This window comes from Vibrio sp. OPT24 (genome assembly GCF_015163545.1).
Taxonomy (GTDB): Bacteria; Pseudomonadota; Gammaproteobacteria; order Enterobacterales; family Vibrionaceae; genus Vibrio; species Vibrio cyclitrophicus.
This window is the reverse complement of sequence record NZ_JADDYI010000015.1, coordinates 73042-88877: the sequence shown is the minus strand read 5'-3', so window position 1 is coordinate 88877 and position 15836 is coordinate 73042. Positions and strand designations below refer to the sequence as shown.

The following is a 15836-nucleotide window of genomic DNA, read 5'->3' as shown; positions in this document are numbered from 1 at the left end:
CCTTAACAATCCTTATTCAGTTAAGGCTCAAGTTATGCCTCACAAATGACAGTTAAGTGACGTTTTGAATGAAGTAAAATGAAATTTGTTCTAGAGACTGTGTTGCCACTGTCCCATCCGAAAGGCCAAGGATGTACACGAAGAATCGCACCCAGCAAGTTAACCCAGATAGACAAAGACTCAACCAATAAAAAAGCGACACTAGGTCGCTTTGTTTTAAATCGATTTTGCTCCTTTATAAAGGAGTCAATCCAACGTCTATAATTCGAGTGGCTCGTGCTTTTTCACTAAACCAAAGTCCGCCAGTATTGCGTAAGCCGCCGGAATCATAAACAGCACTAGCAAGGTCGAAGCAAAAATACCAAACACAATTGATATCACCAGCGGTTGGATAACCTGAGCCTGCAAGCTGGTTTCTGTTAGCAGTGGTAGCAAACCTGCGGCTGTGGTCATTGAAGTCAAAAATACTGCTCGGAAACGCTCGCGACTCGCTTTCACCACTGAGTCATGTACGCTATCGCCTTCATCGACGTGATGGCGAATGTATTGCACTAACAAAATAGAATCATTGACCACGATTCCGGCCAGCGACACAAAGCCCATCATGCTTGGCATACTCAAAGCGTGCCCAAGTATCCAGTGACCAACAACCACGCCAATAAAGGCGAGTGGAATGGCTAACATCACGACCACAGGCTCTAAGTAGCTTCGGAACTGATAGCTAAGAATCGCAAACACACCGAATAAGCCGAGTAAGAACCCTTTACCCATTGATGCTCCTGTCTTAGCGGCATCTTTGGCTTCACCTTCAAAATCAAAGCGCAAGCCTGGGTATTTTTGAATGAGCTTGGCTGCTTCATCTTTTTGGAACTGAGCCAAAATCGCCGACGAGCTCGCCTTCTTATTATCAATATCACCAAAGATGCTGATAGTTCTCAGTCCATCAATACGCTGAATTCGCACGTAGTTACGTTGGAAATCTAATGTCGCCAACGTTGCTAACGGGATCTGACTGCCGTCGGCGGTAATGATCGGGAAGTTAGCCAGCTGCTGTATGTCGCCCGCTTGTTCCTTATCAAGACGCACCTCTATCGAGATATTCTCAACACCGATTTGAATCTCATCCGCCGTTTGCCCGAAGAATGCAGCACGCAACTGAGAAGCAATCATCTGCCCATTCACATTGTAGGTTTCGGCTCCTGGGCGCAGCTTCACTAAGATCTCCTCTTTACCCATGCGCATGTCATCTAGAACACCATGCACGCCATCAAACTGATTGAGGTATTCCTGAATATCCAAAGAAGCCGATTTCAACGCTGCAAGATCATCATGTTTAGCGCGGATCTCAATAGCACGACCGCCAGGCCCCATGGTGGGTTGTTTAAAAACTAACGAGATAGGATCTGCCAAGTCACCGATATCTTCTCGCCATGCATCAATGAAATCATCGATCACCGTGTTTCGACTTTCTGCACCACGCAGATCTAAACGGACAGTCGCGAGATGCGGTCCAGATTCACTGGCATCAGCATTAGCATTAAATTGGCTCGTGATGTGTTCCACCAACTCATTGCCCTCTTCGACCTCTTCACTCCACCGCACGTTCAAACGCTCAGCAGACGCGACTATTTTATCGACGACTCTCTCGGTTTGAGACAATGACGCCCCCGGCGGAAGAATGATACGCGCTTCAGCAATGTCTCCATCCAATTCGGGGAAAGGTTGGAACTTAACAGCACCACCCGCAATCAAGGCAATAGAAAGCAACAACAGTGTCAGCACTCCGCCCATAAATGCATAGCGGAACGTCACGACCTTCTCGACCATGTTCATCAAAGTTGTATTGCGGAAGTTCTCAAATTTTTCAAGCAACACTACTTTGAAGCGCAGCGCTGGCTTATCATTTTTTTCTTTGTGTAATGAATGAGATAAGTGATTGGGTAAAATAAGAAACGCTTCGATTAAACTCAGAGACAACACCAAGATAAGTACCTGAGGCACCGCTTTAAGCACCGCGCCCATTTCCCCATCAAGGAATAGTAAGCTACCGAAAATACACACTGTAGTTAAAAAAGAAGATAACACCCCGGGGAGCACTTTCTTAACACCGTTGTACACCGCATCATCAACGTTTTGCCCCCTATCTAAATGGGAGGCTATCGATTCGGCAATCACGATGGCGTCATCCATCATAATACCAATCGCCATTAATAAGCCGACCAGTGACATGATGTTGATCGATAGGCCAAGGTTCGCCATTAAGAACAAGCCACCAAGGAAGGCTACGGGCAAACCTGCCGCAACCCAGAATGAATATCGCAAACTGAAGAACAACCACATAGTAGCAAACACCAGCACAATACCTTGCCAGCCGTTGCGTACCATCATGGTTAGACGATCCCAGAGTACCGATGATAGATCATTGGTCATTTGTAGCGTCACGCCATCGGGGGCAATCGCGCTTTGATCTTCCACGAATCGAGTAACGTTCTCTTTGATTCGTAGCGCATCATCTTCTTTGTTTTTACTGATCTTCAATAGCGCAGAAGGCTTACCATCAAACAGAACCTTCTGTTCATCCAGTTCAAAGCGATCGGTGATCTTGGCAATATCCCTCAAACGGATCACTGAACCATTCGGCGCAGAACCCACCACGATACTCTCTAATTCAACCGGAGTGATGCGTCTCTCATCAAAACGAATCAGGAAGTTTTTGTCTGGCGTTTCAACATTGCCGCTCGGTAGCTTTACATTCTGACGACCGATTTGGTCCGCAATATCACCGACACTCAAACCTAACTGACGAATGGCTTGGGTATCCAGTTCCACACGATATTGGTGATCCGAGAATCCACTGACTTCGACCAATGAAACGTCGTAATCGAGCTTCATGGTACGTTTTAAGTCTTCCGCATAGGCCTTAAGTTCCGGCCATGACGTTTCTGCTGTAATCGCGATATCAACAACCGGTTCATTCCAATCCAGCTCTTGAACAACCGGAGATTCAATCTCGCTCGGAAAATCATTGATCGAATTGATCTGAGTTTGCACGTCCACCAGCATTCGACCGATGTCTGCTTTCTCATTGAGCTTCAGAATTAAACGCGCGCTGCCTTCAATCGCCTCACACTGAGTTTCTTCAATGTTGGCTAGGCCATCAACAGCATCTTCCATTCGTACACATAAGCTCTCTTCCACTTCTTGTGGGGAAGCTCCGGGATAAACAATGGCCGCCATGATGTAAGGTGGGTCGTAGGCAGGGAAAGTCTCACGCTTAATGGTTGATAATGAGGTTAAGCCCATAATCAACAACCCAAGCATCAACAGGTTCGCTGCTGTTGGGTGCCTAGAGAAAAACTTGATCATGACGCACTCTCCTGAGTATCAGGTTCAAGTGCCACTTCTTTTGAGCCCGATTCTTTGAGTAACATGCCTTCAATGGCTGGTAATAAGTCATTGAGAACCAGTTTGTCGCCCGTTTGAAGCTCCCCGTTCACAACCACTTGGTTGTCTCTACGATAAAGCACTTCAACATTCACCATTTTCAGACGAGAGTTATCGTCCATTAGATAAATTTTGTCACCATGTAGCGCTCGTTCAGGCAACACCCAACTTAGATTTGCTACACCTTCAATCTCAGCTTTTACAAACATACCGTTGACCAAAGGGGTCGCATTGCTTGGCTGCAGTTGTGAATAGTCTTGAGCGATCTCGAGAATAATCCCCGCCGTCGCTTGGTTTTCATCAACGGTTTCACTAATTCTCGCTACCTTTGCAGGCCAGCTCAGATTCAAACTGCCACTATTCAGTTGAACACTCGCTTTGATCGGTGCTTGGTCAGGGGTTGGAATTCCAGCAGCATCGCGAGGGAATTGAGTAAAACTTGAAGCTAAAGTTTGCATGTCGTGAATAGAAAGTTGTGCCTCAACTTCCATAATATTAATCCCATGAGCAACAAACATTTCTTGCTGAAGATTAACTACTTGGTTTTGTTCGATATCGACTTGAGCAATTCGCATCGCTCTTGGCAAAGTGATGGTCGTCTTATCCAAAGAGCGTTGTGCCTCTTTCACCTTAGACACGTTCACCTTAATCACGGCCTCCGCGACGCGTTTTTCATCAGGCATCAAGGTAATTTGGTTAGCAATATCTAACACTAACTTCTGTTGAGACAACGCGCTTTGTTGTTGGAGGTCGACATCCGATTGAGATGTCAGCCCTTTCTTACGCAGGTCTTGTTTACGTTGTAGCTCTTTATTGCTGATCACCAAGCGATTCTTTTCGATCTTTAGAGTCTGATTCAGGTTGTCTTCTTCTTGATTCAATTTTGCTAGCGAAGTTTGGCTTGATTTAAGATCCGCTTCCGCTTGTATCAGCTTCAGCTCGTAATCCAAAGGATCAACCTTGAGTACAACCGTTCCTGCAGGGATCACTTGGCCTTTATCAAGATCCGGATGTCGATACACAATCTGTCCTGTCACCTCAGCAATCGCTTTCCATTCGACTTTTGGCACCACTTTGCCAAAGCCAACCGCTAATGGCGCTATCAGTTGCTGTTCTAAGCTTAGAGTTTCCACTAAACGAGCTCGGTCACCCGCAGGTTTAGTTGGAAGATCCGGCTTCAAATTAATCGCAACCACCAAACCAATTACACCAACTGCCAACGCTGGAAAAAAGAGGAGTTTTTTACTTATTTTCATTATCTTGGTTCCTGCAAGGTCGAAGTGCTCTCTACATTAATAAAGCCTTCGGTCATCAATTGGATGTTGTGTTCGATTAAACGATTTAGAAACTCTTCATTAAGCTCAATACCATGAATCGCTAGTAAAGGAGGTGGTGCAATAAAGGGGAAAACCATCAAGCTTATATACGAAACACGACACAGTTTTGGATCCATGTTTTGTTTCAATATTCCCTGTTCAACAAGCTTTTCAAAAATGACGTCTTGCGCCGGTTTGGCAACATCGAGGAAGACCTTTTCGAGCAACTCTCTTTGCACTTCCGATGGCGGCATATTCATTACCTGGGCAATCAACCGAGGAAACTTGGGCACTTTAACCATCTCTTTGTAGTAAGTCCGCATTAAATCGAGAAAGTTCTCATGACTGCTTTCTTCAACTAACTTCTGCATTTGTAGCTGCATCGGACGAAGCGTTTCCCGCAGCATCGCCTCGAACAACCCCGCTTTATTACCGAAGTAATAACGGATCATGGCAATGTTTACTCCAGCACGCTCTGCAATTAGGCGTGTCGATACTTTATCGTAGGATTGAACAACGAACAGATCCCGAGCGTGTTCAATGAGTAGTTGCCGCACATCAAGGTTCTGCTGAGGTCGCCCGGCTTTACGTACTGTCATTGCTTTGACCTGCTCTATAATTAATCGTTTGATTAATTATAGAGATAAACAAGCACAACTGTAGAAGATTAATTACTCATTATTTAATCAATTGATTAATTAATTTCGCCGCACATTCGATTTTGCTGGTGAATCGTTCCAACAAAAAGATTTACTACAAAGTTTTAACCTATACATAAGCCAATCGATAAACTAACCCGCCAACACAAAACCAACAAACAAATGAATAAACCAACATAAGGGACAAAAACAGCATAAACCAAACAAAAACACCAGCGATGCACACTGATATTGGATTTTCTTGTTTGACGCTTAGAATAAATTGCGGTAAATATGGTGTTAACAGTTTATTTACGGATATTTGTGTAATGATTTTTTCTTCTTCTCGACTGCTGAAACTTCTCCTTATCGTGAACCAATCGCGCGGGTAAGTTGTGGGTCAAGAACTACACAAATATTAAAACCCGCGCTGAGCGGGTTTTTTTGTAACTGGCACTTTTAAAAGAACATCATTCTTAATAATAATTTGGATAGCAATCGATTCATTATCGATATAAGGAAGCACCCATGAACGATCAAGTAATAATTTTTGATACGACCTTACGTGACGGCGAGCAAGCATTGGCTGCAAGCCTGACAGTAAAAGAGAAGTTACAGATCGCTTACGCTCTTGAGAGACTGGGTGTGGATGTTATCGAAGCTGGCTTCCCTATCTCTTCTCCAGGTGATTTTGAGTCCGTACAAACCATCGCTAAACACATTAAAGGTAGCCGTATTTGTGCGCTTTCTCGTGCCGTTGCAAAAGATATAGACGCCGCTGCAGAAGCACTAAAAGTAGCTGACCAGTTCCGTATTCATACCTTCATCTCAACATCAACGGTTCACGTACAAGACAAATTACGCCGTAGCTACGATGATGTCGTAGAGATGGCAGTGAAAGCAGTAAAACATGCACGTAACTACACCGACGATGTTGAGTTCTCTTGTGAAGATGCTGGTCGCACCCCTATCGACAACCTATGTCGTATGGTTGAGGCCGCGATTAACGCAGGCGCAAAAACCATCAACATTCCAGACACCGTTGGCTACACAGTACCGAATGAATTCGGTGGCATTATCCAAACACTATTTGATCGCGTACCCAACATCGATAAAGCAATCATCTCTGTTCACTGTCACGATGACTTGGGTATGTCGGTTGCTAACTCAATCGCTGCCGTTCAAGCGGGTGCTCGACAAATTGAAGGCACAATCAATGGTATTGGTGAGCGTGCGGGTAACTGTTCTTTAGAAGAAATCGCAATGATCATCAAAACTCGCCAAGAGTTTTTGGGGGTTCATACCGGCTTAGATCATAAAGAGATTCACCGTACAAGTAAGTTGGTGAGCCAGCTTTGCCACATGCCAATTCAAGACAATAAAGCTATCGTCGGTGCCAACGCATTCAGTCACTCTTCAGGTATTCACCAAGATGGCATGCTTAAGAATAAGAACACTTACGAGATAATGACACCTGAGTCTATTGGCTTGAAAAACAAGGCATTGAACCTAACAAGTCGTAGTGGCCGAGCGGCTGTTAAGAGCCATATGGACGCAATGGGTTATAAAGATAATGAGTACAACCTAGATTCATTGTACGAAGACTTCTTGAAGCTAGCTGACCGTAAAGGTCAAGTATTCGATTACGACCTAGAAGCATTAATGCACTTCGCCAATCTACGTGACGAAGATGACTTCTATAAACTTAACTACCTAAGCGTACAATCTGGTAGTGTTATGTCTACCACCAGCATCAAATTGCAATGTGGTGATGAAGAAAAATGCGAAGCGGCTGTAGGTAACGGCCCTGTTGATGCTTTATACCAATGTATCTACCGCTTAACGGGTTACGAAATTGCATTGGATAAATTCGACCTTACTGCAAAAGGTGAAGGCGAAGATGGCTTAGGCCAAGCGGATATCATTGCGAATTATAAAGGCCGTAAGTACCACGGCACAGGTGTTTCAACAGATATCGTTGAAGCTTCTGGTCAAGCGTTACTGCATGTTATCAATAGTATTCAACGTGCAGACACTATCGCTGAAATGAAACAACAAAAATTCGCAACAGTTTAATACCCAATAACAGAGCCCTAGAGCCGATGTTGTTGGCTTTAGGGACAAAATTTAAAACGAGCCAAACCGCTCAGTAACAAGAATTAAAGGATTAACATGACAGATAAATCATACAAAATTGCCGTACTACCTGGTGATGGCATTGGCCCAGAAGTAATGCAGCAAGCACACAAAGTGCTAGACGCGATTGAAAAGAAGCACGCGATTAGCTTTTCTCGTGAAGAGTATGATGTTGGTGGTATCGCCATTGATAACCACGGCTGTCCACTTCCAGAAACGACAGTAACAGGCTGTGAAGAATCTGACGCAGTACTATTTGGCTCGGTTGGCGGTCCTAAGTGGGAACACCTTCCACCAAACGATCAACCAGAGCGTGGTGCCCTACTTCCTCTACGTAAGCACTTCCAACTGTTCTGTAACCTACGTCCTGCGCAAATCCACAAGGGTTTAGAGTCTTTCTCTCCTTTACGCGCTGACATTTCAGGTAATGGTTTCGACATCGTTGTTGTTCGTGAACTAACCGGCGGTATCTACTTCGGCCAACCTAAAGGTCGTGAAGGCGAAGGCGCAACTGAGAAAGCTTTTGATACAGAGGTTTACCACCGTTACGAAATCGAACGTATTGCAAAGATTGCGTTTGAATCTGCACGTCTACGTAACAAAAATGTTTACTCAATCGACAAAGCGAACGTTCTGCAGAGCTCTATCTTATGGCGTGAAGTGGTTGAAGAGATCGCAAAAGATTACCCAGATGTCACGCTAAACCATATGTACATCGACAACGCGACCATGCAGCTAATCAAAGATCCATCTCAGTTTGACGTAATGCTATGTTCAAACATCTTTGGTGACATCATCTCTGATGAGTGTGCAATGATCACGGGTTCGATGGGTATGCTTCCTTCTGCAAGCTTAAACGAAAGCAACTTCGGCCTATATGAACCAGCAGGTGGCAGCGCACCAGATATCGCAGGTAAGAACATTGCAAACCCAGTCGCGCAAATTCTTTCTGCAGCACTAATGCTTCGTTACAGCCTAGGCGAAGAAGCAGCAGCACAAGACATCGAAGCGGCGGTATCGAAAGCACTTTCTGCAGGCGAGCTAACGGCAGACCTTGCAGGTAAGAACCAAGCACTGACTACCTCAGAAATGGGTGACAAGATCGCTGAGTACATCTTAGCTTCATAAGCGAGATGCTTAGATTAGAAGCAAGTACATAAGAATAATATCAAGCCAAGTCTGCTTAAACCGCATGACTTGGCTCGAAACAAACACTGGGACTGATACTCCCAAGGAAGAAAAGCTATGTCGACAAACCAGCAAGCAAAAACCTTATACGAAAAAGTTTATGACGCTCACGTTGCAGTTGCAGCGAAGGGCGAAACGCCAATTCTTTATATCGATCGCCACTTAGTCCACGAAGTAACGTCGCCACAAGCCTTTGATGGCCTGCGTGAAAAAGGTCGTAAAGTTCGCCAAGTAGGCAAAACCTTCGCGACCATGGATCACAACGTATCGACACAAACCAAAGACATCAACGCTTCTGGTGAGATGGCTCGTATCCAAATGGAAACGCTATCGAAGAACTGTGAAGAGTTTGGTGTCACGCTTTACGACCTAAACCACAAATACCAAGGTATTGTGCACGTAATGGGGCCTGAGCTAGGTATTACTCTGCCGGGTATGACCATCGTATGTGGTGACTCACACACGGCGACACACGGTGCATTTGGTTCATTAGCATTCGGTATCGGTACTTCAGAAGTAGAGCATGTTCTAGCGACTCAAACGCTAAAACAAGCGCGCGCTAAAACCATGAAGATCGAAGTAAAAGGCAAAGTCGCAGAAGGTATTACAGCCAAAGATATCGTGCTCGCGATCATCGGCAAGACAACAGCTGCAGGCGGAACAGGCTATGTAGTTGAATTCTGTGGTGAGGCAATTACAGACCTTACAATGGAAGGTCGTATGACAGTATGTAACATGGCAATCGAGCTAGGCGCGAAAGCGGGTCTAATCGCTCCAGATGCAACCACATACGAGTACATAAAAGGTCGTAAGTTCTCTCCAGAGGGCGAAGACTTAGAAGCGGCAATCGAATACTGGAACACATTGAAAACCGATGCTGACGCAGAATTCGATGCAGTTGTCACGCTAGAAGCAGCTGAAATCAAACCACAAGTCACTTGGGGTACTAACCCAGGTCAGGTTATTTCAGTAGACACACCAATCCCAGCACCAGAAAGCTTCGCAGATCCTGTTGAAAAAGCATCGGCTGAAAAAGCGTTGGCTTACATGGGGCTAGAAGCAGGTAAATCTCTATCTGAATACAACGTCGATAAGGTCTTCGTGGGTTCTTGTACTAACTCTCGTATCGAAGATATGCGCGCAGCCGCTGCGGTAGCGAAAGGCCGCCAAGTAGCGAAACATGTTCAAGCATTGATCGTTCCGGGCTCAGAGCAAGTTAAAGCACAAGCAGAAGCTGAAGGTTTAGATGTAATCTTTAAAGAAGCCGGCTTCGAATGGCGCTTGCCAGGTTGTTCTATGTGTCTTGCAATGAACAACGACCGCCTTGGTCCACAAGAACGCTGTGCTTCTACATCAAACCGTAACTTTGAAGGTCGCCAAGGCCGTGATGGTCGTACGCACCTAGTTAGCCCAGCAATGGCAGCCGCAGCAGCAATCGCTGGTCACTTTGTCGATATTCGTGAACTTTAATTAGAGGATTTAACATGTCAGGTTTTCAACAACACACCGGATTAGTCGTTCCTCTAGATACGGCCAACATCGATACGGATGCGATCATTCCAAAGCAGTTTCTACAGAAAGTAAACCGCATCGGTTTTGGTAAGCACTTATTCCACGATTGGCGCTTCCTAGATGATGCAGGCCAACAACCAAACCCAGAGTTTGTAATGAACGCTCCTCGCTACAAAGGTGCTTCAATTCTCCTAGCTCGTGAAAACTTCGGTTGTGGTTCATCTCGTGAACATGCACCTTGGGCGCTTGCTGATTATGGTATTCAAGTGATGATCGCGCCAAGCTTCGCAGACATCTTCTATGGTAACTCGATCAACAACCAAATGGTGCCAGTTCGATTGACTGAGCAAGAGGTAGATGAGCTATTCCAATTCGTAGAAGCGAATGAAGGCGCTGAAATCACTGTTGATTTAGAAGCGATGAAAGTCAGTGCTAATGGTAAACAATACTCGTTTGAAATTGATGAGTTCCGTCGTCACTGCTTACTGAATGGTTTAGACAACATAGGCCTTACACTTCAGCACGCCGATAAAATCTCAGAATTTGAAGCAAAGATTCCTAGCTTCCTGAAATAAAGAACCATGAAACAGCACAGTCTAGAAATAGAGTAAGCGTTTTCAATAACACCTAAAGGTTGGCCCAGTGCCAACCTTTTTTATTCGATTCAACTTCTTCATTTAACTCAACTCTGTGGTTTAACTGAAGAGCTATGAAAGAAAATAGTAAGCCACAAGGTCTTAGTAGTTAGTCATCAGGAGAATGCCATGAAACAACTACTTGTTATTATCAGCCTACTTTTCTCAACCTTCGCGTGGTCTGCGCCTAAGTCCGAACTTTGGCCTTACTGGAATCAAAGTAATGAAGCCAACTCTGAGAAAGTTTCTCATCAAGATTGGCAACAATTCCTCGATAACTATTTAGTAAAACAAGGTCAACACGCCTTAGTTAGATATCAAACGGTGAGTTCTTCAGACAAAACCAAACTGAAGCAGTACATAAGCCGACTTGAACAGATTGACCCTCTCGACTATCCAAAAGCTGAACAGTATGCCTATTGGGTTAACCTATACAATGCAGTGACTGTTGATTTGATTCTTAATGCATACCCAATTAAATCTATCACTAAGCTCGGCGGACTATTCAGTTTTGGACCTTGGGGAGATGATGTAGTTGCAGTTAATGGAAAGACACTGACACTCAATGATATCGAACATCGAATTTTAAGACCGATTTGGCAAGACCCTCGCACTCATTACGCGGTGAACTGTGCAAGTCTAGGTTGTCCTAATCTACAATCTCAAGCATTTACTTCTGATAATACAGAAATGTTGCTAGAACTCGCTGCAGCTGAGTATATCAATAGTGATAAGGGTGTATTGGTTAACAACAACCAGCTTCAATTGTCATCGATTTACGAATGGTTTGCTGTTGATTTTGGCAACCAACAACAACTGATTAAACACTTAGATAAATACAGAACAAAGTCGGTAACGTACACGGGAAAAATAAGTTATGACTATGATTGGTCACTTAACCAAGCAAACTAGTTCTAACGCGAAAGTTAATCACTAAAGCTAAACAAAAAAAGAGGCTAGAGGTTTTATTAACCACTAGCCTCTTATCAATTCTTTGACCGTATATCCACAATTAAAAGCTTGAGTCTGGTTGCTGTAAGAACTCAACTTCCTCAGGAGTCGAAGTTCGACCTAGTACTTCATTGCGGTGTGGGTAACGACCAAAACGCTCAATGATCACCTTGTGCTTAAACTCAAAATCAAGGTTATTCTCTAGCCCTGTCTGGGAAAAAAGCAGCACCGCTTGCTCATGCATCAGCAAAGATTCGCTGTGCATATAAGGCATGTAGAGGAAGCTTTTCTGTTGTTGATTGAGTTGGTGATCAAAGCCACTCGCTACCGCTTCTTGAGCTAGAACCAACGCCATAGGATCTGCAGTAAACGCATCTGGACTATTTCTACCAAGATTCCGAGAAAACTGGTCAAGCACGATAATCTCAGCCAAGCGACCCTCTGCTGTCTGACGCCATTCAAATAACTCACCTTGAATGGCGGCTTTGTGCAGTTCAGAAAAACGAGACGCTATCAAAGCGTCAATCTCGGCGCCGCCAGTAAACCAATCTTTAGGCGTCAATTCATCGAACCAAAACTCTAGAACATTCTGATACGTTAACGTCATATAATTCCCTTTAATAAAAAACCGAGTAACTTTGTTATTACTCGGTTTGGTGTTCGATTACTTAAAACCTTTGACCTTCTTTATCAGGTCATAAGCATTTTGAATTTCTTGCGATTTTTCTTTCGCAACATTCATCATCTCAGGCGGTAAGCCCTTCGCCATCAGTTTATCTGGGTGATGCTCATTCATCAATTTACGGTAGGCTTTCTTCACCTCTTTACCATCAGCACTTTCACTCACACCAAGAACCTTATATGCATCGCCAAGCTGGTTCTGTTGCGAAGCCTGTTGCCAACCTGATGATTGCCCATGGCCTTGATTCCCCCCAAAGCTTCCACCTTGCTGTTGGAAACGGAACGCTGCTTCCTGCATCTGCAAGCGGCGCTCTAGTTGCTCTGCCGAAAACCCTAGGCCTTGAGCTATCTTATGCAGAACCTGACGCTCACTCGGGTGCAAGCTTCCATCAGCAAACGCAGCAGAGACTTGTAGCTCTAAAAAGAACTGCAAAAGATCAAAACGACCACCCGATGAGATTTTTACACGCTCAAGTACGTCGCTCAGAGGGAAGTCGCTCTCTTTTCCATCTCGGAATGCATCTTGCGCCGCTTTGCGCTGTTCGCCATGCAGGTTCATGCGTTCCATCATGGTAGAAGCGAGTTGAATCTCTTCCGGCGTTACCTGCCCTTTCGCTTTAGCAACGTGCCCCATAACCGCAAAGGCGGATTTAAAAAACTCGTTCTGTCTTTCTGCTTGGCTTGGACCTCGACCAAAACCAGAACTATTGAAACCAGATTGGTTCAATCGGCGAGCTTTATCGAATTGGTGCCCTAAAAATAGGCCAAAAACTAAACCAAGCGGCCCTCCAAATAGAAAGCCAAAAAAAGCGCCCAAAATTTTGCCAAATATTTGCATTATGTGTTCTCTATCTATGAATTTTGTCTGAGTAATGCTGTCTGATGATGCTGAATGCTAATATTTCCTTTATCATAAGGAAAATGGTTTATTAATTGGATTGATACTAGATCAACCCTTCATCTAGTGACACAGGATAGTTCAACTTCATGCAATGTTTTTCCCGCACCTTGTTAGCCGCGTCGATAACGACAGCGTTATACGTGTCGACAACTCAAGCTGAAACAATTACCGATAGTAGTGTGCAGGAAATGCCCTCTATAGATCAATGCTTGATCGAGCCCGCTGCAGAAAACGAGACACAGCTACCCGCTCATGTTGAGTCAGATCGCTTAGAAGCTATCAATGGTGACAAAGCAATATATTCAGGAGATGTAAGAGTTACGCAAGGAAATAAAACCATTCTTGCTGACAATGTAACTCTACACCAACAAGAAAACATCGTTGTAGCTGAAGGCAACGTAAACTTTAGTGATGGTCAAATCAAGTCAGTGTCAGACAGAGCAACGAATAATCTGACTACAGATGAAATGACGCTAGAAAATACCGATTACGAATTTCTTTGCGAGCCAGGGCGCGGTAATGCAGTCTACGTATCTAAGACGGGCAAAGCAGTTTATGAAATCGAAGACGGTTCCATTACCTCTTGCCCTATTGGCGACAACGCCTGGCGCCTAAGAGCATCAAGTATCAGCGTCGACCAGAACGAAGAACAAGCTACTTTTTATAATCCACGCTTTGAGATCCAAAGTGTCCCTGTTTTTTACTTACCGTATTTAACCGTACCAGTCGGTGATACACGTAAAACCGGTTTCTTGTATCCAACCGTGTCATACGGTTCTAGCGATGGTTTTGAAGCGGAGATTCCTGTTTATTGGAACTTAGCTCCAGACTACGACTTGGAAACCACCTTCAAGTATATGCAAGAGCGTGGCACTCAACTTAACAGTAAATTCAGATACTTGAGTGACTTCGGTTCAGGCAGCCTCGAGTCTGAATATTTACCAGACGATCAAAAGTACACAGACAAAGGCGACCGTTGGGGTTTCCAACTAGAACATTCAGGAATATTTCAACAATCTTGGTTGTTCGAAGTCGATTACTCTAAAGTCAGTGATATTGATTACTTTACGGATATGAGCTCAGGAATTGGTAATCGCGAAGATGGCCAACTACTTCAGGAGGGTAAAGCGACGTATCGTTCTCAAAACTGGGATGCATCAGTATTGGTCCGAGACTTCCAAGTCCTCACAACAAGTAATAACTTGCCTTATCGCTTAATGCCACAACTTGAGTATAACTATTATGCTCCTGAGGTGATGGATTACCTAGACTTCGATTTAATCAGTCATGTTTCATTATTCGATACAGACGCCTCGGGCAAGCCATCCGCAACTCGTGTCCACGTTGAACCTGGCATTACGATTCCTGTCGGCAACACCTGGGGTACGTGGACAACAGAAGCTCGATTACTTGGAACTTATTATCAACAGGATCTTGATGGTGTTGACACTGGTTCTGGTTCCGATTACGAAGGCCTAGAGGAATCGGTAAGTCGAGTGATTCCTGAGTTTAGAAGTCACGCTGGTATCGTTCTAGAAAGAGATACCAAGATAGTCAACAACTACACTCAAACACTCGAGCCACAAGTACAGTACCTGTATGTTCCCGAACAAGATCAAAGCGATATTGGCCTTTACGATACAACGCTACTCCAGACCGATTACTACGGCCTATTCAGAAGCCGTAAATATAGTGGTGTAGATCGTATTGCAGCGGCAAACCAGATAAGTTATGGCGCGTCATCTCGATTCTTTGATGACGAATATAAAGAACGTCTTAATATCTCTTTTGGTCAAATTTTTTATTTCGACAAAGACACAAAGCAAACTCTGAGCAGCAGCGAAGACTCGGGTGAAAAAACCAATTATTCATCTTGGGCTATTGAAATGGACTTCAACTACGATGATTATCTGTTCTACCATGGTGGCGTGCAATACGACATTGACTCAGCTTCAATGCAACTTGCCAACAGTACACTTGAATACCGCTTTGCTGGTGGTTATATACAAACCAACTATCGCTATGTTACGGAAGAATATATTGAGGATAATGTAGGCGAAAGTATCGATGTTGGGTCAATAACTCGTGATGGTATCTCTCAAGCCGGTTTGCTTGGTGCTTATCAAATTTCGCGGAAGTGGAATGCCAGTGCTCAATACTTCTATGATTTAACGACACAAGAGAATCTAGAGTGGTTGGCTCGCTTGAACTATAAATCGGATTGTTGGTATATCGGATTTACGTATAGCAACCAGTTGACAAATAATATTAGTGATCCAAATACTACACCTGAATATGAAAATAACTTTGGTGTGAATTTCGGTATTGTTGGCTTTGGTACTAATCTAGGCTCTGATTCAGGCGCAGTTGGGGATAGTAGTTCAGACAACTCTCTAAGTTACGGTCGCCCATTCTTCTTAAATAATTAATTCTC

At 44.2% G+C, this 15836-nt stretch carries 11 protein-coding genes; 6 read left to right on the top strand and 5 right to left on the bottom strand.

Features of this window, described 5'->3' with window-relative positions; all coding sequences use genetic code 11:
• Positions 1 to 258: 258 nt before the first annotated feature.
• From IQO02_RS03995 to IQO02_RS03985, 3 genes are read right to left on the bottom strand one after another with little or no spacing between them, the layout of a single operon-like run.
• Positions 259 to 3366 carry an efflux RND transporter permease subunit gene (locus IQO02_RS03995; RefSeq protein WP_016789710.1) on the bottom strand — a complete coding sequence of 1036 codons (3108 nt, stop codon included), beginning with the start codon at positions 3364 to 3366 and terminating at the stop codon, positions 259 to 261.
• Positions 3363 to 4700, bottom strand: coding sequence for an efflux RND transporter periplasmic adaptor subunit (locus IQO02_RS03990; protein WP_010434494.1), 1338 nt, complete (start codon positions 4698 to 4700; stop codon positions 3363 to 3365). The genes IQO02_RS03995 and IQO02_RS03990 overlap by 4 nt, the downstream gene beginning before the upstream one ends.
• The gene (locus IQO02_RS03985) at positions 4700 to 5359 is read right to left on the bottom strand and encodes a TetR/AcrR family transcriptional regulator (RefSeq protein WP_016767775.1); all 660 of its coding nucleotides are present in this window, start codon (positions 5357 to 5359) and stop codon (positions 4700 to 4702) included. Before IQO02_RS03985 ends, IQO02_RS03990 begins: the two co-directional genes overlap by 1 nt.
• Before the next feature lie 567 nt (positions 5360 to 5926).
• Between IQO02_RS03985 and leuA the strand changes: the two genes are divergently transcribed.
• From leuA to IQO02_RS03960, 5 genes are all read left to right on the top strand, one after another.
• Positions 5927 to 7474 (top strand): 2-isopropylmalate synthase, encoded by a 1548-nt coding sequence (gene leuA, locus IQO02_RS03980; protein ID WP_010434490.1) that lies wholly within the window; start codon positions 5927 to 5929, stop codon positions 7472 to 7474.
• 96 nt (positions 7475 to 7570) lie between these two features.
• The gene (gene leuB / locus IQO02_RS03975) at positions 7571 to 8662 is read left to right on the top strand and encodes a 3-isopropylmalate dehydrogenase (protein ID WP_010434488.1); all 1092 of its coding nucleotides are present in this window, start codon (positions 7571 to 7573) and stop codon (positions 8660 to 8662) included.
• 117 nt (positions 8663 to 8779) lie between these two features.
• Positions 8780 to 10192: a 3-isopropylmalate dehydratase large subunit gene (gene leuC / locus IQO02_RS03970; protein WP_016767777.1), complete on the top strand. Its 1413-nt coding sequence runs from the start codon at positions 8780 to 8782 to the stop codon at positions 10190 to 10192.
• 14 nt (positions 10193 to 10206) lie between these two features.
• On the top strand, positions 10207 to 10809 hold the full coding sequence (gene leuD, locus IQO02_RS03965; RefSeq protein WP_016799829.1) for a 3-isopropylmalate dehydratase small subunit: 603 nt from the start codon (positions 10207 to 10209) through the stop codon (positions 10807 to 10809).
• A 189-nt stretch (positions 10810 to 10998) separates the two neighbouring features.
• A complete protein-coding gene (locus IQO02_RS03960) occupies positions 10999 to 11781 on the top strand; it encodes a DUF547 domain-containing protein (RefSeq protein WP_016799830.1) in 783 nt (260 codons plus the stop codon).
• 100 nt (positions 11782 to 11881) lie between these two features.
• Here the strand turns inward: IQO02_RS03960 and IQO02_RS03955 are convergent, their stop codons facing one another.
• Positions 11882 to 12427 (bottom strand): DUF924 family protein, encoded by a 546-nt coding sequence (locus IQO02_RS03955; RefSeq protein ID WP_016792094.1) that lies wholly within the window; start codon positions 12425 to 12427, stop codon positions 11882 to 11884.
• Between the two features lie 57 nt (positions 12428 to 12484).
• Positions 12485 to 13339, bottom strand: coding sequence for a co-chaperone DjlA (gene djlA, locus IQO02_RS03950; protein ID WP_016767779.1), 855 nt, complete (start codon positions 13337 to 13339; stop codon positions 12485 to 12487).
• Positions 13340 to 13488: 149 nt separating this feature from the next.
• Here djlA and lptD point away from each other — a divergent pair, with 149 nt between their 5' ends.
• Positions 13489 to 15831 (top strand): LPS assembly protein LptD, encoded by a 2343-nt coding sequence (gene lptD, locus IQO02_RS03945; RefSeq protein ID WP_080572721.1) that lies wholly within the window; start codon positions 13489 to 13491, stop codon positions 15829 to 15831.
• The last annotated feature ends 5 nt before the right edge of the window (positions 15832 to 15836 follow it).